This is a genomic window from Corallococcus macrosporus DSM 14697, from assembly GCF_002305895.1.
Taxonomy (GTDB): Bacteria; Myxococcota; Myxococcia; order Myxococcales; family Myxococcaceae; genus Myxococcus; species Myxococcus macrosporus.
In genome coordinates this window covers 5,527,475-5,544,429 of the sequence record NZ_CP022203.1, presented here as the reverse complement: position 1 = coordinate 5,544,429, position 16,955 = coordinate 5,527,475, and the positions used below count along the sequence as shown (strand labels likewise).

Sequence of the window (16,955 nt, the reverse complement as noted above, 5' to 3'; positions counted from 1 at the left end):
GTTTCAACAAGCCCCGCGACGACGTTGTGATGCTCTACGCCTACTTGTGGATAAAGGGGGATGGTTGGAACCTTGTTGCCGCTGGGATCGCGGAGGATCATTGGCGGTGATTTCAGCGAAAATGGGTGAAGTGCTTGAAGGAGTTTGGGCCACGACTCCGGCTGGCTCGGAAAATCCAACCGCTCCCTATGGCGTGGCGTGCCGCTGTAGCTCTTCGTCCGGAGAGCCTCCGACTGGCGAGAGGTCTCTCCCTCGTGCCACACTCCGGGAGCATGGGCGCAACTTCTCCAGAGAGTCGCCGGAGGAATCGAGGCGCGCCGGGCACCTCGCTCGGAACCGTGAGCCGGTTCGCTCGGCATTCGTTCTGGCTTCGGGTGGCTCCGTCCGCTGGTGAAGTTGCCGAGCACGCCACTCGCGCCATGCGTCTGGTGGGACGGGTGCACGGTGGTGGGGACGCCCCCTTTCCCGCTCTCGCAGGGACTGCTCTCGATGCCTTCATTGGGCTTCAGCGGATCGGGACACCCTCCAAGCGCGCCTGGGACAAGGCACCACCCGTTCTGCCCTGGATTCCGGATGCACCGAGCACTTCAAGGCGGGCAGGGTTGGTTTGGCATGAAAGGGACCCTTATGGACCACGTGGCATCGACCAGGTGTTCCTTCGCGTTGTTGTGCCTCAGGGCTTTGGATCGCTGGCAGAAGAGATAAGGCAGGTGCTCTGGACCGTTCCTCCAGGTAGGTGTCCCGAACCGGAGGAGGCAGCGGCGCTCTTTATCGTTGCAATCTTCGAGGGACTCTTCCGGGCGGGAGAGCGCGCTGCTGCGGGCCTTGCACGGCTCAGACCCTTGCTCCCGGTCGGGCGCGATTTGAGGACGGCTCTTGGCGCTCCGTTTCCTGGGGATGTTTTGGAGGAGTTCCGCCGGACATGCCGGAGCATGCTTCTGCTCCTCCCGCGGGAGCAGCCCTTCGTCTACAACCCTCAATGGCCGAGAGTAGGTCGCCTTGCCGCCTCCGACGGCGACTTCATTGCGGGCCGGACGTTGTACGACGTCAAGTGTCTCGACCCAAGAAAGGGGAGTCTCTCCCGCGAACACCTCTTTCAGATGCTCGGCTATGCGTGCATGAATGCTTGCGATCCATTCGGCCATCAACTTGGGGCGCTTGGCTTTCTCAATCCGCGGGCGGGCTTCGCATGGTCCATGCAGTTGGAGGCGTTTTGCCGCGCGCTCGGTGCCGGCTCATTCAATACCGTCCTCCAGCTGTTTCGCGAGGAAACACGAGCGCACGTGAGCGACTGAGCTTGGCATGTAGAAAGTGCCGTCGCCTCGCGCTCGTTTCCCCGTTCTGTCTCAAGCTCGTCTGATTTGGTCGCCTGTCCTCAGCTTGTGTGAATCCTGAGCGCATCCAACTTGCTGCACGGATGAAGCTCGCCTGCGCATCACTGTTGAACCACACGAATACGGAGGGGTCACAGAGGCAGGGAGTCGTGCAGTACCGGATAGAGACAGGTGCTTCGGGCTGAATCGGCGCCGGGACGCGCGCGTGAGGCTGACGGCGTGTCTACGGGAACGTCACGCCGGAGAGCGTGATGGCGCGCAGTCCGCCCGGTCCCCACAGCTTCAGGGTGTACGTGCCTCGGGCCGCATCGGGTGTTGCTTCCGCTTCCACCACGACGCGTCCGAGTTGATCACGAGAGATCGGGTCCTTCTGCCAGACCGTCAGAGTCTTCAGCGATGCGCCCGTCCTGCTCACCAGCGATGCGCCTTCCGCTGACCAGGGATGGGCAGCATCCAGGTTCTCAAACTCGACCGAGAGAGCCACGCGGGCGGGGGCGCGGTAGCTCCATGCCCGCAGTGTCCGGAGCGCATTGCCGGGATGTTGGTGGAGCTCCTTGTTGACCAGGAGGTACTTCGCATCGACGCCTTCCTCTTTGATGATGCCGGTGGCCAGGAGCCCGGCGATGCCCCCTGGACCTTCGTACTCCGCGCGCAGCCGCGCGTTCTCCTCGTGGCAGCGCTGAGTCTCAGCACGGGCTGCCATCGCCTCCTGCTGGTAGGACTCCGCCGATCGAGGCTGACGCCACACCTCTATGAGTCGCTCGGCGCGTGCGGGGTGGGCGACGAGGACAAAGGCAGCCCCTCGGGGGACCGAGCCGTCCTGGAAGAGCACTGTCAGCCGCAGGCGCTCGCCGGGCAAGACTTGCTCCGAGGGCACCAGCCGGAGCGTGTTGCGCCCGAGGTCCACGAGTGAGAATCGCATTTCGCCCTCAAGTACGAGCTTCGCCGGATCGAGGGCGGCGTCGAACTCGAAAGTGGTGGATACGCGTGGGCTTATCTGGACCTCGGTGGGCGGCATCGCCTCGGATGACTCCGCCAGGAGATCGACACGGCGCACCTCGGGGCTCGCAGCCGTAGAAGACGGTTGAGCGGTCTCGGCTCCAGAGAGGAGCATGAGCACCGCGAGAAGGGCGACAGGTGACGCGGGCACGGTCGGTCCTCACTCGAAGCGGCGCACGGCCTTCAAGTCCAGGCTGGAGTAGACGATGGCGCTGCTGGGGTCACTTGTGGGCTCTCGCTTCAGGAGCCCGATACGAGCGTCCTGTGCCTCGACGAACTGCACACAGACGGGGATGCGCTCATTCTCGGGCGTACGCGCTTCGATGAGCCGTCCGTAGACCCGCTCCGGGCCGACGAGGAGTTCCCCGGAGAAGAGGGTCTGCGAAGGAATGCGTCCCCAAGGGACCCCCATGCGAACCGTCGTCGCGCCCTCGCGGACCTTGATGAGCCTCGCGTCTTTACCGGGGCTCAGGTCGAAGGTGGTTAAAGGCCGCTCAAGTCCGGGGGCGAAGAGGCCGAGCTGTTCCATGGCCTCTATGGCTCCTGGAGGGCAGTCCGCGGGAGGGGGCGTCGGGCGCACCTGGGCGCCAGGGCACGCCATCGACAGGCAGGCCGCGACACCCAGGCCCAGCGTCTTGCCAACGGTGGTGCCCTGGCTGCGCTGCGGCTTGGGCTGGGGGAGCATGCCGGTGTCCTTCATCATCTTCACGGAGACCTTCTCCTTGGAATGCGTCGCGGAAACGGCGACGGCCGCAAGGGTGGATGCTCCATCGAGCGGGCCTGCGGCCTCGTCAGCTTCCAGTCGCCTCCAGGGTGCCGCCACTTCCTGACCGGAAGCCCAGGACGTGATGGCGATGGCGGGCGCAACGGGGGGCGTTTCCACCGCGACCTCGGAGTGAGGAGCGGAGGGCAGCAGGCCACGCGCGAGCACCAGCCCGCCCACGATCAAGACCACCCACGGAGCCATCCAGGCCGCCACGCGCAGGGCCTTGGAACGTGCCACGGGAGGCGGCACGAACGGGATGGCCGCTGCGTTTGAAATGGAGTCATGCGTGCCTTCGTCGCGTGGCGGACGGGGCCCGCGCCGAGGCCGGGCCTTGCGTCGCTTCAGCCACTGCGCCAGCTCGTCTTCGACCGCCTGCGGCGCCTCCGCGAGCGTCGTTGCGGTGTCCGCGTCATGGGCGTCGCAGAGCTTCACGTCCCAGGCTTCGTCCGCGTGGGCCAGCAGTCCCTCCAGCTCCGCGCACAGCGTGTCGGCGTCCGGGGGCCGCTCCTCGGGGGCCTTGGCCAGCAGGCGCATGCACACGTCACCGAGCGCATAGGGAACACGCGGGTTGAGCGCCTGGGGCTTTCTGGGCGCGCGGTTGAGCACGGCCTCCACGCCCTCGGCCTCGTCCGGCTGGAACGGCCGGTTGCCCGTCAGCAGCCAATAGAGGACGACGCCCAGCGCGTACAGGTCATCCGAGGGGCCGGGATGATAGGCGCGGCCACGCGAGTCTCCGTGTTCCTGTTGGAAGCGCCAGGCCTCGGGCGCGCGGTACTCCCGAGTGCCGGGCGGCAGCACGCCGCCGGTGATGCAGGGGGCGCTCTCGTACCCGCCCGCGCCGAAGTCCACTACCACCGCCTCGCCGTCCGCGTCGCGCACGACGACGTTGCTCTCCTTCAAGTCCCGGTGCACCACCTTCGCCCGGTGCGCGGCGCCCAGGCCGCGCGCCACGCCGAGCACCTTGCGCAGGACTTCACGCGCCGAGGGGTTCTCCTCCATGGCCCACACGTCCAGGCGGCGTCCCTCCACGTAGTCCATGACGATGAAGAAGGACTGGGGCGCCTCGTCCGGCCACTGGCCGTGTCCACGGATGCGCACCAGGTTGGCGTGCTTGAGCCGCAGGAGGATGGCCACCTCGCGCTCCGCCCAATCGGCCAGACCCCAGAGAGGGATGAGCTTGAGCGCGGAGCTTCGCGCGCCACGCCGGGCGCGGTACACGGCGCCAAAGCCTCCGGCCCCCAGCCGCTCCTCGACCAGGTACCCGCCAATGTCCGTGCCCGGGGGCACGACGGGATGCAGACGCGGGCTCACGAGTCCTCTCCTTCGGCGGTCCTGGACATGTGCTCAACGGGCGATGGAACGCGGAGTCGTTCACCCCGCGAAGCAGCGCGGGAGGAGGATAGACCTTGCACGGATACCATGGATGAACCTTATGGGGTATATGCTCGGAGTGCCGTCCCCGCGGCATTCACCTCTTTTCCCAGGTCTCCTCATGTACGCGAAGCTCTCCCTGCGGATTGGAACCCAGGTCCGCACCGCCCGGCATCGGGCATGCCTGTCGCAGGCCCAACTGGCCGAGGCCATCCACGTGCCGACGCTGGTGCTCAGCCGCCTGGAGCGCGGCAGGTTGCTGCCCAGCCTCCCCACGTTGGTGGACCTGTGCGGCGTCCTTCGTGTCTCCGTGGACCTCCTGTTGAGCGGCGAGGGCCTGGCGTTTCCCACACCCGAGGGGACCGGACCGTAGTTGGGGCGGCGGCGTCGACATGGCGGCCAAGATGCGGCAGGAAGGGCGTTCCCGAGTCGCGGGCCTCATGGGCGCGCCAGCCCGGGTCCTCGGTGTTCCTGGTACCCCGACGCATGAACGAAGAACTGGCGACCCGCATTGGAAGTGCCGCCCGGGAGGCCCGGTCGCAGCTCGGGCTCACGCAGGCGGAGGTGGCTGAGAAGCTGGGCCTGGCGCACATGGTCTACAGCCGCCTGGAGCGCGGGAAGATGCTGCCCAGCGTGCAGACGCTGCTGCGGATGTGCGCGGTGCTGCGCATCGGCTCGGATGCGCTGCTGGGGCTCGTGGATGCGGAGGAGGGCAGGGGGGCGCGAGGCCCGGGCGTAGCGCCCAGGCTGCGGCAGCTCACCGGCCTCGCGCGAAAGATGGACGAGGAGCAGCTCGACGCCCTGGTGAAGGTGGCCCAGGTGTTGCTGCGTTGACGCGCCGCCGGGCCGCCTTCGCTCACTTCGTGTTCGGCGCGGGCGTCACTTCGTCGGCGTCCAGTCCTTCGGGGAAGATGCCCGCTTCGTCCAGCTCCACCCGGTCGCGCAGGACGGACGCGTCCGACAGGAGCCGCGCCAGTTCCTCCGCCGCCTCCTTCCGTCCAAAGGGCTGGGGCTGCGCCGCGAGCGCCGCCCGCAGGGCATCGCGCAGCTCGGCGGCCGAGGGGTAGCGCTCGGAGGGCTTGCGCTGGAGGGCCCTGTGGATGATGGCCTTGAGCGCGTCTGGGAGGCTCGCCATCGCGTCCTCCACGTCCTCGGGGCGGTAGCGGCTGACGAATGCGATCATCTGCGTGAGGGGCACGGAGGGCGCCTCCTCCGTCTTCACGTCCAGGGCGGCGTTGGGGGCCTGTGCGTCCTCCAGGTCGAAGAGGTGCTTGCACGTCAGCAGCTCCATGAGGACGAGGCCCAGGGAGTAGATATCGGACCGGCCATCCATGGGCTTGCGGAGCAGGTACTCTGGTGAGGCGTACGCCACGTCGCCCTTGAGCAGGAGGCCCGGGGTCTCTTCCCGGCCCACCATGAGTGAGTAGGCGGCGCCGAAATCCGTCACCTTCACCTCGCCGCTCCGGGCCACGCGGATGTTCCGGGGGGCGACGTCGCGGTGGATGATGCCCAGCGGCCGGTTCTCCGAATCCCTCAGCGTGTGCGCGTGGTGGAGGGCGTCGGCCACTTCGGCGGCGATGTAGAGGGCGAAGGGCTCGCAGAGCGGTTTCTCGCGCATGGTGGCGAGGCTGATGACGGTGTCCAGCGTGGGGCCGTCCACGTACTCCGCGATGATGTGCGGCCGGTCGGCGTGGATTTTCAGGTGATGGACCTGGGCGATGGCCGGGTGGTGGAGGCGGAAGGCGATCTGGACCTCCTCGATGAGCCGCTGGCAGCGCTCGAAGGAGGAGGGGTTGCGCAGCCGCTTGATGGTGACGTGCCCGGTGAGCCCATGCGGGAGGCGACGCTCGGCCAGGAGCACCACCTCGCCATTGCCCCGCCGCTCCAGCGTGCGGAGGGCCGCGTAGGTGGTGGTGTCGATGGTGAACCGGAGCTGGGGTCGCGCGCGCTCCAGGTCGGAGCTGTTCTCCGGCGTCGGGTCCGCGAACTTCGCTTCGTGGGTCGGCGTGCTGTCATCGGTCATGGGCGGCCTCCTGATGGGATTGAGACGCGCGGCAGGCGCTGGCACGGGCGTCCTGGCTTCCGTGTGGCCCCGGGGCCACGAGGGGCAGGGCCGGGCGCAGCGCGATTAATGGTCTACTATTCATAAACCCGTGGGGTATTACAAGCACTCCCAGGGACTCGGCTTCACGGGAGCCGATATTGGCCTGGCCTGGAACAGCTGTTCTTCTTTCGCTGGAACAGGCACGCATCCGGGCAGGTGGGAGGCAGTTATTGGGGCCCGTGTGGCGTAAGTCCTCGTAAGTACGGGAGGGACAGCAGGGGCGGGGGAGGCGGCTCCACCGGCGGAGAATCGATTGAATCTTTTCGCTCATCCGTCGTTGGACGTGGCTAGGAACTGTCTGCTCCACTGCGCAGTCAATCAATCCATTTCCGGGGGAAGCATGTCCGCTCATGTCGTCGAGGTCGTCCCTGCTTCTTCTGGGGCTCGGCGAATCATCTTGGTGTCCATTGATTGGACTCGAGACAAGGACCCGCGTCTTCCGCTGGGGCATGCCTCCATCGTCGCGGCACTGAGGAAGGCGGGGGCCGATGTGCGAGCGTTCTCCTTCGCCATCAACCTCGTCGGCTTCGACGAGGAACTCATCATGAGGTCCATCCTCGACAGCTCACAGGGGCACAAGCCGGAGCAGGTAGACGTGGGGCTTGGCGTCTACGTTTGGAACGACCATGTCGTGAAGCGGCTGTTGGTGGCGCTCCGGCGGAGCGGCTTCCGAGGGCGAATCATCCTCGGAGGGCCACAGATTTCTTACGCCGGAGTGGGGCTTGAGCAGCTCTATCCAGAGGCGGATGCATTCGTCCGGGGATTTGGCGAAGAAGCAATGGTTGCAATTGCCTTCACATCCGAGCGCATTGCGTTCATGGGAGTCCATTGGGCAGGTCAGGTGGACTCCGGTGTGCAGGCGCGGGCGCAACTGGAAACGCTGGCCTCCCCCTTCCTCGACAACGTGATCGATCTTGCCAGTGGGCAACGGTTCATTCGTTGGGAGACGCAGCGCGGATGTCCCTTCCGCTGCTCGTTCTGCCAGCATCGAGAGTCGGGCAGTCGGCTGAGGCGGCGGGACATTCCCCTGGCGCGGCTGGAGCGTGAAATAGAACTGTTTGTGCGCTCGGGAGTGGATGACATCGCCGTGCTGGATCCGCTTTTCAACCTGGGGGACCACGCTCTGGCGGTGCTGAGGACCTTCCGGAGGCTCGGTTATGGTGGGCGGTTGTCCGTGCAGTGCCATTTCTCGACGCTGGATGATGAGTTCCTCGACGCCTGCGAGGGGCTCGATGTTCGGCTCGAATTCGGCCTTCAAACCATCCACGACAGGGAGGCTCGGGCGGTGGAGCGGGTGAATCACCTGGATAGGGTGGTAGACGGCATCCGCAAGCTTCATGCGCGGGGCATCACCTTCGAGGTCTCCATCATCTTCGGTCTCCCTGAGCAGACGCTGGGTTCCTTTCGGCAGACCATCGACTTCTGCCTGCGGCAACAGGTGCCGGTGCTCAAGGCGTTTCCTCTCATGTTGTTACGAGGGACCTCGCTGGAGCGTGAGCGGACACGGTGGGGGCTGGAGGAAAGTAGCGAGCTCATTCCCAGCGTCATTCGCAGCCACACGTTCAGCGAGCAGGAGTGGCGGCGGATGGAGGCGCTCGCGGAAGCACTTCGCCGGACAGAGGGTGAGCATCCTGCCTGTGTCGAAGCTTTGGAGGACTGGGTTGCTCCGGCTCCGGACACGACTGGATGGTGGTCGCCAGCAGCGTAGGCGCGTAGTTCTCGGAGACAACCGTCCCGACGCAGTCCAGAGCAAGGTCGTCCTGGGAAGATGAGCGGCTGCCCCTCGACAATAGCCGCTCAGAGGCGGCGCTGAGGAAGGCGGCCCTGGGCCGTAAAAACTATCTCTTCGTCGGCCATGAGGCCGCGGGCGAAAACCTCGCCGGACTCTACGCCCTGGTGGCCACCTGCGAGGCCAACCAAATCGACCCCGAGGCATACCTCGCCGACGTGCTGCTGCGGGTGCAGACGCATCCCAACTCACTTATCGGCGAGCTGCTTCCCCACGAGTGGAAACGGCGACGCGTCGCCGAGCCGCCTGACTCAGTCCTCCAGCCCAGTCTCTGAGCAACTCGCTCCTCGCGGCGCTCTCCAGCCATGGTCCTGGTCCGTCATCAAGCCTCCCGGAACGACGTCCACCGGATGGTTACGCCACCTGAGACGAGAAGCTCGGGACGCGTCGCCGAGCCGCCTGACTCAGCCCTCCAGCCCAGCTTCTAAGTCCTCGCGGCGCGCGTCGGCCTCGGTCCTCGTCCGTCTGCAACCGCTCACGCCACGTCACTCCCTCCTGGCGGGCCAACGCTGCAGCACTCACCGCGCCAGGGCTTACCATCCGCTTCACTATCTGCGTGTCCCTCCGCCCGAGCGCACCCGGCAGGCACTTGAAGTCTGCTTGGAGCGAGTGTTGGGCGGGCCGCCAGCGGCTCGTCGCCAGTCGTCAGAGCACCGCCTCGAGCGCATCCGAGAGGGCCAGCAGCAAGGCCAGTTTCCGCTTCTGGCGGCGGTCGGCGTGGTTTGCATCACCGGCAACCCAGCCGGCGAGGCTCTCGAAGTCATCGCGGGTGCCGCTCAATTCGTAGTCCATGCCCTCGTCTTCGAGCCCTTCGACTCGCTTCGCCGAGGCGAGCACTTCCTCGGAGCATGGGTAGTCGAGGTGCTTGAGCAGCGCGAGTGCGTCGGCGGAGATGTAGATGCGCAGCTTCCTCTGGTGCTTCGGCATGCCGTCCTCCGCCGAGAACCATACGAGAGGACCACGCTTGCCTGCGAGGCGCGAGGGGCCCTGGCGCTCAGCGCGTAACCGCCGCCTTGCCGCGCACGGCTTCAGGATGCGAGCGCTTCCATTCCGCGGGCAGCAGCGCGGGCATGTCACGGAGGCACAGCTTCTTGGTGGCCAGCCGGGGCAGGACGTCCGCCAGGTATGCGACGGGGTCTACCTCAGCCAGCTTGCAGCACCCCAGGAGGGTGTATGCGATGGCGGCGCGTTCGCCACCCGCGTCACTCCCGGCGAAGAGGAAATTCTTCCTCGTCAGGGCGGTGCGGATGTGCAGGCGCTCCACGACGGTGTTGTCGATGGGGATGGCGCCATCTTCGAGGTAGCGTCGCAACGCCTGTTGATGGTTGAGCAAGTACCGGATGGCCCGGCCCAGCGGAGAAGAGGGCGGCTCATTGGGTTGGTGGGCAATCGCCCAGGCAATGAGGTCGTCGTAGACGGGTTTGCTGCGCTCCTGCCGCCCTCGCCGCCGCTCATCGATGGTACAGGCCTTGAGCCTTCGTTCGATGGCGAAGAGTCGCTTGAAGGCCGCCAGCGGCAGCGCGGCTCGCTTGTCGCCGCCGTCCAGGGCCTTGCGGAAGTAGCGCCTCGCGTGCGTGTTGCAGCCACACTCCAGCAAGTCCCCCCGCTTGAAGGACGCGTCGAAGATGCCGGCAGCATCGGCCACCGTGCGGCCCACTCGCAGCGCCAGCATCTGCGCGGGGCCTATCTCCCCCTCGCGCTGGCCCTCCCGCTTGCCCGTCGAGTTGTACAGACACAGCGCGGTGTGCTCCGTACCGCAGTCTCTCACGTCGGCGCCCACATAGCCCCAGATGGCGCCCAGGCGAATGCCCTTCGCATTCTTCGAGTCCAGCACCGGCAGCGACGTCGCATCCAGGTGCATCACCGTGGCGCCCAGCACCTTGGACATGGCCGCGCGCCACACGGGCCGGAGCGCCTCTGTCGCCCAGGCCACCTGGTCGGCGAGAGTGGAGAGGGCCACCTCGAGTCCCAGACGCTCGAAGCGCTCCACCTGCCGGCTCAGCGGCAATCCGTCGTAGTACTTCTCCACGAGAAGCTGGGCCACCAACCTGGCGCCCATTCGCCCGCCGCTCACCACCTTCTCGCCCAGCGGGGCGCGGACCACCTCCGCCTCACACAGGCGGCACGCGAGCTTCTCCCGCTTGTCCTGCCGGACGATGACTTCCGCCGGAATCAGGTCGATGACCTCCGTCACCTCGTGCCCGACGCACTCTCGCGCCTCTGCGCACCGCGGGCACGGACGCTGCGGTGCGGGCACCGGGATGACGTTCTCCACCCGGCGCAAATTCGTGGGAATGGGGCGGCGGGCGGGGCGCGTCCGCTTCGGCCGCGCTGGTTCCGCTTGCGGAGGCTCCTCGTCAATGCCGGATGAGCGGCGAAGCCTCGCATCCACTTCCGCCACGTCGCCATCGGAGTTCGCCGGCAGTCCGTCGAGGAGCAGCTTCAGCTGCGTGGTGGACACGCCCTCGTTCTTCTTGCCCTTCGTCTTGGCGTCCTGAAGCAGCCGCTCCAGCTCCGAGTTTCTCGACACCAGCCTGGCCACCAACGCCACCACCTCTTGGGTGCGGCCCTCGGCGAGGAGCTCGTTGAGCACCTCCAGCACCGGGCCTCGGCGCGGCTTCTTCGTCGTCTCGGAGGTGGGCGCGGTACCTAGCAAGGCGCGGGAAAGGTAACCAGCCGCCATGCCCGCGCCACACCCTCGAAGGAGATTTTCTTCAGGCCGAGCGCAAGTGCCCCGGGGGCTCCCAGCGCTGCGACGTCCGCGCGCGCTGCACGTCGATGCCCTCGAGCAGCATCGCCAACTCATGCACGTCGAGTTCAATGCTGGTGGCGCCCAGGGCCACCTGGCTCGGAAAGGTGAAGGTGCCACGCTCGAGGCGCTTGTGTACGAGGGTGAAGCCGCCGCGCGTCCACAGCAAAAGCTTCACCTGGTTCTTCCGGCGGTTGAGGAAGACGAAGACGTGGCCGCTCAGTGGGTCCTTGGCCAGCACCTCGCGGACTTCGTTGCTCAAGCCATCGAAGCTGCGCCGCAGGTTGCATGGCGCCATCGCCACGTACACCTTCACCGCCCGGGGCAAGAGCAGCATCTACCCGCCCCTCGCAGCCAGCACACCCACCAACTCCGCGACCCAGGTCGGGGGGAGCGCAGCCGCGTCCAACAACTCCAGCACACAGCCGCCCGGCAGCCGCACCACCACCGCGGCACTCCCTTCCGCATGCGGCATCGGCGCAGCGCTCGTCCCCCTCAGCACGGCCGGTACCCACCGCGCTGGGCCGTTAGCGGGCGCAGCCTCCTCCCACTCCCCGAGGCGCTCCCGCCACCAGCGCAGTCGCTGGTCCGAGATGCCGCGCTGCCGCGCGTACGTGGCCAGCGGCAACCCGCTCCTCTGCAACGCCGCCAACTCCCTGCGTGCCTCGTCAGGCGTCCACTGCCGCCAACCACCCCGCTTCTTCGTCGTCCTGAGTCCGTGCATGGCTCGCTGCCTCCGCGGCCAGCCTCAGCACAGCCCCTGGCGCAGCGCAGCAACCTACACGGTGCGTTCCGGCGGAGGGACACCTATCTGCGGGTTGAACGCATCCGTGTACGGCATCCCGTCTTCCCTACTCTCCCCCTCTGGGCGTCGTCAGGTCCGCGCCTCCGCCGGGGCGACAATTTGCCTGACTCAGGGGGCAAGAGACCTGAGCAGAGAAAATCTAGCACCACTCCGTAGTGATGACCTCATTCTTGAACCACCGAATGTCGGGCAGCGCGAGCGCCTGTTCTTCGGTCAGGTCCTCGTGCCAGAATCCAAACTCAGTCGAGTCTTTGGAGTGGGTAAGCCTGTAATACGTCCATGCCTCCTTCGGAGTCGTGCGTGGTGCGCTGACCTTCCACTTAATGAGGTATTGACCATCACGGAGTTGGTTGTGATCGATAGAAAATAACTGTGGCGACACGGCTACCGGACACCCATCAAATGTCGGAATGCCTCCCTTGGCTGACCAGAATAGGCGACATGAGACAAAAGGAATGGTTCCCTTCTCGCCATCGATCATTGTGTGGTGGCTCGCAGTCAGGGGACCGCGATGACGTAGTTTGAAGCTGCTTTCGAACTGTAGGTCGATGACTGCTTCACTGCAGGGAATCGGTGAGCTGTTGACAAGCGCTATCGTCCACCATGTTTCGTTAGGTGCAGTTGTGGTGCGCCGAGTCCAATCCATTTGAAATCGAACGCGCAAATCAGGAGCGTCTTGTCGTCGGGCTACATCCCGGATCTCGTACTCCTCCATGGGTTTTGAATGATATTCGAAGCGCTTGTAGAAGAGTTTGTCACGGGCTTGATGTGGAGCTCGAGCGCTTTGTGGCACATGGACTACGTACGCTACGCGCCCGGGACTCACAGTTATTAGCGGGATTTGGTTGATTCGCACCCCGTCGATGCGTCGCTGAATATTTGAAGTGATTACCTGGTCCAGCCATTCGCGCGTAATTACGGCTGGATCGACGCCTTCATCTACCTTCTCTGCGAGGCGAGTTTGTTTGTTTTCGGGTATTCCATACACGAGCGTTCCTCCCGCTGAGTTCGCAAGTGCCGACACATCCTTCGTAATTTCGTCCTTCACCTTCTCCGTGCGCTCGAGTGCTTTCGATGCCTTGTAATCGAGAGTCAAGGATTCCTGGACTTGGTTCTTCACGAGCGCAAGGAGGTCTTCTTCGGTCCAATCCCACGGATTTTTCATGCGATTTTAGAGCAAATAATGTGATCTGTGAGAATTACGACGCCTTCTTGTGGATGCGCGTCTTTCGCGGGGAAATCTCCCGAATGGACCAGGCGAACCACGGCCCATCTTTTGTGAGCGGTAACCTTAATGTTTTGCGCACTGCGAGCGGATGGTCCATGGCGTTTTCGTCCGCGAAGTGCATCCATGCTTTTGTGGCGAGGTGCTGGACGTGGAGGACGGGGCGCTTTGTGTGGTGCGCAATGGAACGAATTGTGGGTACCAAGCCTTGGCCCAGGCCATCGTGTCCGAGCATTGCAACTGCATCCGCAGGTCGCTCGGCAAGAGCTTGTCGATATGCTTTGTTGTGGCCCTCACCACACACGAGAACTGCCACTCGCCCAGCGCTAATCCGAACCCAGCGACTCTCTGGGTCAAGTGGACGAGCCCCGCTCGCGTCTTCAGCTGTCCGACTCTCCTGCTGGAACGGGCCGATCAGCGCTCCCGACGTGTCGATAGCAAAGCCATAGTACGGGAGGCCGCCGCGGCTAATGCCTGAGATCTTCTTTAATGTCGTGCGCAGAGTCCGCCTGCACTTCACCAAACTCAATTCGCCTGACGTAGCAACATCAATCCCCGCAATAAGGGCGATGCCGCAGCTACCAATCCTTTGTTGGATGAATTTGGCGAATGTCGGCACCCGTGACGGATTGTCGACGGTCCAGAAACCGGCAGGCAGGACGACGCCGGTCGCGCTTTGATTTTCGGCGAGGTGCAGGACCTCTCCAAGGAGTACATTTCTCGCCGAGTTTCCCGCCGGATTCCGGTAGCCGTGCTTTCCAACGACGACCTGAAGCAATCTTGTAGTTTTGCTCATGGTGTTAGCCTTGGTACTCGTGCGGTAGCATCGTGCTTTAGGGGCTGGGCTTACGAAAACATCGGCGGAGGGGGGCTCATCCAATGTCGATGATGGAGTAATTAGGCGCGGAGCTTTCTCTTTCGATTTGTCTGGCGAGGAAACTTTTTCGTTCAATGGAAACCTTCTCTGCGAGTGCAGCCAGTCCCTCTGTTAGTTCCGCGTGGTTGTTTCGCGAATTGTATGTGATGACGCGTAGGCCCCTTGTGGACTTAAGGATTGCCTTTTCTTGATCTGTTAGACGTTCGGAGGTGACGAAGTAGTGCGGCTGATCTGGTGTGTGTCGGAGCGCCTGGGTCTCCAGTATTAGCTGAACATCAGGGTCGCTTAATCCACAGCCCAGAAATATGGTCGTGTTGATGAGCAATAGTGAGTCGACAACCTTGAAAAAAGCGTAATCCTTGATGCGCGAACGCGCGTATTCAGAACGAGTAATAATAATACTTTCTGGGTGGTCTATGGTTCCATGGACTTTCAGAATTATTCGCCGACCCATCCTGAGGTCGGATACAATGTCGTGATCGCGAGCCCATTTTACAACAACTGGGTCAGATTGGTTTGATGCGTAGATGTCGTAGATTTTGTCGAAATTTGGAGTAATGACTATTTGCTGACCCAGGTTGTGGATGTGTTCATGGTTTTTGTTGTGGTTGTACTTTATGAGAAACTGCTGTTTGAGAAACTCGCGCCAGTCTTCGGCTAGGTCGCCGCTGATCAGTTCGCATGCGGTTAGTAAGTCGCCTGCCCTGATTAGTGCTCGCACCCGTCTCTGAACGGTGGTGCATTTTTTTGCAGCCGTATCCAGCAGCCCCCCCCAGGCGGGAGGACGCTTTCCTTCTGCGTCTCGTGAGCCGGCGGAGATTCCGGCGCCAATGAAAAGTACTGCTCTATTTCGTGACAGAGCGCTCACTACTGCTGATGGCCAGTGAATCATCGAAGCGCCTCGATATTTTCCATGAGCCGCTCCGCCATCGTTGCGAATAGCTTCTCTGTCTTACGGGCTTTGGAGTTGTGTGTTCCTTGGGCTGAAATTGCAAAAATCGGGCGGCGCTGTTCTTGGGACATTGGTATTAGGCTCGACAGATTTTCGACCGATCCTAGTTCGTAGTTTACGTTTGAGTAGCTTGGTTGTAGCTTGTCGACGAAGTTCTTTTTGATTATGGCGGGAATTTGAGACCGAATGCGCTCGTAGGCGGCTACTGGCTGAACTTCTCCGTGTTTGTCTTTTTTTGCTTTGTATTGTTGTGTAATGTATCCGCAGAACCTGAGCGTCTCTGGCTGTTTCTTGAAGTTTAAATCATCAGGATTTTCGTTTAGTTCAAGGCCGACTTTGAGTTGGCGTCGCCATTTGTCGAGCACTTGAGTGATGTTTTCAATGGCTCGGAGAGAGAATATGTCGATCGACATTGGTACCGCGAAATAATCAACCGCAAGAAGGACCGAGCGGTTGATTGCTCCTAATGAGGGCCCCATGTCGAACAGGACATAGTCATACTCGCCGCACCTCGAGATTAGATCAGAGAAGAGGAATGTTGTTCGTAGGCCTCGGGTGCTTCCTGACGTTGCGTCCTTCCAATCACCAGAGAGGAGGTCTTCAGCGATAGCTAAGCGCGGATCTCCGAGTACAAGATCGATTCCGTAGTGTCCTCCTTCTGTTGGGATGATCTCCCCACTATATCCGCGTCCGATTGCGAGGGGATGGACTACGCTGTTGATTGTGAAATTTTTGTCTGGGTTTGAGTAGATGGAGTTTACCTTGTTCTCCGATAGGATGTATTGAGTTGCGTTGCATTGGGGGTCTGCATCGACAATTAGTACTCTTTGCCCAAGCGCGTGTGCAAGGACGGCGCCGATGTTGCATATTAGTGTTGTCTTTCCTACGCCACCCTTGTTGTTGAAGAAAGCGATTGATGTGGTCATGGTGTTTTTTGGGGGGGTTAACGGCGTGTCGTGGGTGTGTGTGGCTGTGTTCTGGGCGGTGTGTGTGGCTGTGTTCTGGGCGGTAGGGTCGCGAGAGAATTTCTGGGGTGGATTGGTGTGTGGTGGTCTGGGTTTTTCCGTGTGGAGATGCGCTGATTTGGTAGTGGATGCGGGCAAATTTTGATGTGAGGCATCTTGGATGTGTGCATGAGGAAAAGGCGGCGGTAGGGCACGGGAATCGAACTCGCCAGGGACGCCTCTCAGCGCCCCTCACCGGTTTTGAAGACCGGGCCGGCCACCAGGTCCGGAGGCCCTACCGCTAGCGATTACGCCGGACCCTCCAGACCCCGTCAACCACGGGGCCACGGGCTCACCGCGTCTTCTTCTGTGCCCGTCCCGCCTTCAACCCCGGCAAGCCCTTGACCAACGTCGTCACCAGCACCTGCGTCAGCTCCTCCGCGGGCGTGCCTGGGAACCCCGTGCACGTGAGCCTCAAGCTCACGATGCCGTGCACCCCCGCCCACAGCACCTCCGCGAGCTGCTCCGGCTTCGTGCCTTCCTCCAGCCTCCCAGCCGCCAGGAGGTCCACGAACACCTGCACCAGCACCCCGAACGCCCTCGGTCCCGCGCCCTCCGGGCTGTCCCCGAACAGCGCGGTGGAGAGCTTCGGGTCCTCCATGAAGATCAGTCGGTACGTCTCCGGGTGCTCCAACCCGAAGCGGACGTAGGCCTTCGCCAATTGGGGCAACCGCTCCAGCGGGTCCTCCACCTGGGCGGCGGGCTCCAGCAGGGCCAGCAGGTCCTGGAAGCCGCGCACGCACAGCTCCTTCGCGATGGCCTCCCGGTTCTCGAAGTGGAGGTAGAGCGTCGCCGGCGCGTACTCCACCGCGTCCGCCAGCTTGCGCATCGAGAGGGCAGGGAAGCCCTCCTTCACCACGATGTCCCGGGCGACTCGCAGAATCTGCTCGCGCAGCTCCGCCCGCTGTCGCTCCTTCCGCTCCGCAATCCCCATGTTCCCAGTGTAGGCCTTGACGCACCGAACGGCCACCAGTAGATGA

16 protein-coding genes, 1 tRNA gene and 1 pseudogene are annotated in these 16,955 nt (G+C 63.4%); 5 read left to right on the top strand and 13 right to left on the bottom strand.

Annotation, left to right across the window (positions count from 1 at the left end):
• The first annotated feature begins 650 nt into the window (after positions 1-650).
• Positions 651-1,295, top strand: a complete 645-nt coding sequence (locus tag MYMAC_RS36950) for a hypothetical protein (RefSeq protein WP_157757536.1) — start codon at positions 651-653, stop codon at positions 1,293-1,295.
• A 262-nt stretch (positions 1,296-1,557) separates the two neighbouring features.
• On the opposite strand, the gene MYMAC_RS22225 is transcribed toward MYMAC_RS36950, so the two are convergent.
• Both MYMAC_RS22225 and MYMAC_RS22220 read right to left on the bottom strand, forming a co-directional pair.
• On the bottom strand, positions 1,558-2,454 hold the full coding sequence (locus MYMAC_RS22225; protein WP_275663356.1) for a DUF2381 family protein: 897 nt from the start codon (positions 2,452-2,454) through the stop codon (positions 1,558-1,560).
• A gap of 39 nt (positions 2,455-2,493) precedes the next feature.
• Positions 2,494-4,410, bottom strand: a complete 1,917-nt coding sequence (locus MYMAC_RS22220; protein ID WP_095959544.1) for a serine/threonine-protein kinase — start codon at positions 4,408-4,410, stop codon at positions 2,494-2,496.
• A gap of 181 nt (positions 4,411-4,591) precedes the next feature.
• Between MYMAC_RS22220 and MYMAC_RS22215 the strand changes: the two genes are divergently transcribed.
• Positions 4,592-4,843: a helix-turn-helix domain-containing protein gene (locus MYMAC_RS22215; protein ID WP_239988946.1), complete on the top strand. Its 252-nt coding sequence runs from the start codon at positions 4,592-4,594 to the stop codon at positions 4,841-4,843.
• Between the two features lie 113 nt (positions 4,844-4,956).
• The gene (locus MYMAC_RS22210) at positions 4,957-5,304 is read left to right on the top strand and encodes a helix-turn-helix transcriptional regulator (protein ID WP_095959543.1); all 348 of its coding nucleotides are present in this window, start codon (positions 4,957-4,959) and stop codon (positions 5,302-5,304) included.
• A 22-nt stretch (positions 5,305-5,326) separates the two neighbouring features.
• On the opposite strand, the gene MYMAC_RS22205 is transcribed toward MYMAC_RS22210, so the two are convergent.
• Positions 5,327-6,493: a serine/threonine-protein kinase gene (locus MYMAC_RS22205; RefSeq protein WP_095959542.1), complete on the bottom strand. Its 1,167-nt coding sequence runs from the start codon at positions 6,491-6,493 to the stop codon at positions 5,327-5,329.
• Between the two features lie 421 nt (positions 6,494-6,914).
• On the opposite strand from MYMAC_RS22205, the gene MYMAC_RS22200 reads away from it, so the two are divergent.
• Both MYMAC_RS22200 and MYMAC_RS22195 read left to right on the top strand, forming a co-directional pair.
• Entirely contained in the window at positions 6,915-8,282 is a 1,368-nt protein-coding gene (locus MYMAC_RS22200) for a B12-binding domain-containing radical SAM protein (RefSeq protein ID WP_095959541.1), read from the top strand.
• 59 nt (positions 8,283-8,341) lie between these two features.
• Positions 8,342-8,638 (top strand): annotated as a pseudogene (locus MYMAC_RS22195) (transposase domain-containing protein); the annotation flags it as partial.
• A 370-nt stretch (positions 8,639-9,008) separates the two neighbouring features.
• Here the strand turns inward: MYMAC_RS22195 and MYMAC_RS22190 are convergent.
• From MYMAC_RS22190 to MYMAC_RS22155, 10 genes are all read right to left on the bottom strand, one after another.
• Positions 9,009-9,290 (bottom strand): hypothetical protein, encoded by a 282-nt coding sequence (locus MYMAC_RS22190; protein WP_095959539.1) that lies wholly within the window; start codon positions 9,288-9,290, stop codon positions 9,009-9,011.
• A 67-nt stretch (positions 9,291-9,357) separates the two neighbouring features.
• The gene (gene tnpC, locus MYMAC_RS22185) at positions 9,358-11,046 is read right to left on the bottom strand and encodes an IS66 family transposase (protein WP_157757535.1); all 1,689 of its coding nucleotides are present in this window, start codon (positions 11,044-11,046) and stop codon (positions 9,358-9,360) included.
• Between the two features lie 31 nt (positions 11,047-11,077).
• Positions 11,078-11,449: an IS66 family insertion sequence element accessory protein TnpB gene (tnpB, locus tag MYMAC_RS22180; RefSeq protein ID WP_095959537.1), complete on the bottom strand. Its 372-nt coding sequence runs from the start codon at positions 11,447-11,449 to the stop codon at positions 11,078-11,080.
• On the bottom strand, positions 11,450-11,836 hold the full coding sequence (tnpA, locus tag MYMAC_RS38715; protein WP_095959536.1) for an IS66 family insertion sequence element accessory protein TnpA: 387 nt from the start codon (positions 11,834-11,836) through the stop codon (positions 11,450-11,452).
• Positions 11,837-12,056: 220 nt separating this feature from the next.
• Positions 12,057-13,037 carry an AlbA family DNA-binding domain-containing protein gene (locus tag MYMAC_RS22170; RefSeq protein ID WP_204816891.1) on the bottom strand — a complete coding sequence of 327 codons (981 nt, stop codon included), beginning with the start codon at positions 13,035-13,037 and terminating at the stop codon, positions 12,057-12,059.
• A 79-nt stretch (positions 13,038-13,116) separates the two neighbouring features.
• Complete coding sequence (locus MYMAC_RS36945) at positions 13,117-13,938, bottom strand: hypothetical protein (protein ID WP_157757534.1); 822 nt, start codon at positions 13,936-13,938, stop codon at positions 13,117-13,119.
• A gap of 76 nt (positions 13,939-14,014) precedes the next feature.
• Positions 14,015-14,911, bottom strand: coding sequence for an SIR2 family protein (locus MYMAC_RS22165; protein WP_095959534.1), 897 nt, complete (start codon positions 14,909-14,911; stop codon positions 14,015-14,017).
• Positions 14,908-15,897, bottom strand: a complete 990-nt coding sequence (locus tag MYMAC_RS22160; RefSeq protein WP_095959533.1) for a ParA family protein — start codon at positions 15,895-15,897, stop codon at positions 14,908-14,910. The genes MYMAC_RS22165 and MYMAC_RS22160 overlap by 4 nt, the downstream gene beginning before the upstream one ends.
• Before the next feature lie 222 nt (positions 15,898-16,119).
• A tRNA-Sec gene (locus MYMAC_RS36940) sits at positions 16,120-16,215 on the bottom strand.
• Between the two features lie 52 nt (positions 16,216-16,267).
• Entirely contained in the window at positions 16,268-16,909 is a 642-nt protein-coding gene (locus MYMAC_RS22155; protein ID WP_204816889.1) for a TetR/AcrR family transcriptional regulator, read from the bottom strand.
• Positions 16,910-16,955: the final 46 nt, after the last annotated feature.

Excerpts from the sequence above, each read along its gene's own strand:
- MYMAC_RS22210 (WP_095959543.1), top strand. The coding sequence starts at position 4,957 with ATGAACGAAGAACTGGCGACCCGCATTGGAAGTGCCGCCCGGGAGGCC.
- tnpA (WP_095959536.1), bottom strand. The coding sequence starts at position 11,836 with ATGCACGGACTCAGGACGACGAAGAAGCGGGGTGGTTGGCGGCAGTGG.
- MYMAC_RS36945 (WP_157757534.1), bottom strand. The coding sequence starts at position 13,938 with ATGAGCAAAACTACAAGATTGCTTCAGGTCGTCGTTGGAAAGCACGGC.
- MYMAC_RS22205 (WP_095959542.1), bottom strand. The coding sequence starts at position 6,493 with ATGACCGATGACAGCACGCCGACCCACGAAGCGAAGTTCGCGGACCCG.
- tnpB (WP_095959537.1), bottom strand. The coding sequence starts at position 11,449 with ATGCTGCTCTTGCCCCGGGCGGTGAAGGTGTACGTGGCGATGGCGCCA.
- MYMAC_RS22215 (WP_239988946.1), top strand. The coding sequence starts at position 4,592 with ATGTACGCGAAGCTCTCCCTGCGGATTGGAACCCAGGTCCGCACCGCC.
- tnpC (WP_157757535.1), bottom strand. The coding sequence starts at position 11,046 with ATGGCGGCTGGTTACCTTTCCCGCGCCTTGCTAGGTACCGCGCCCACC.
- MYMAC_RS22160 (WP_095959533.1), bottom strand. The coding sequence starts at position 15,897 with ATGACCACATCAATCGCTTTCTTCAACAACAAGGGTGGCGTAGGAAAG.
- MYMAC_RS22165 (WP_095959534.1), bottom strand. The coding sequence starts at position 14,911 with ATGATTCACTGGCCATCAGCAGTAGTGAGCGCTCTGTCACGAAATAGA.
- MYMAC_RS22200 (WP_095959541.1), top strand. The coding sequence starts at position 6,915 with ATGTCCGCTCATGTCGTCGAGGTCGTCCCTGCTTCTTCTGGGGCTCGG.
- MYMAC_RS22155 (WP_204816889.1), bottom strand. The coding sequence starts at position 16,909 with ATGGGGATTGCGGAGCGGAAGGAGCGACAGCGGGCGGAGCTGCGCGAG.
- MYMAC_RS22190 (WP_095959539.1), bottom strand. The coding sequence starts at position 9,290 with ATGCCGAAGCACCAGAGGAAGCTGCGCATCTACATCTCCGCCGACGCA.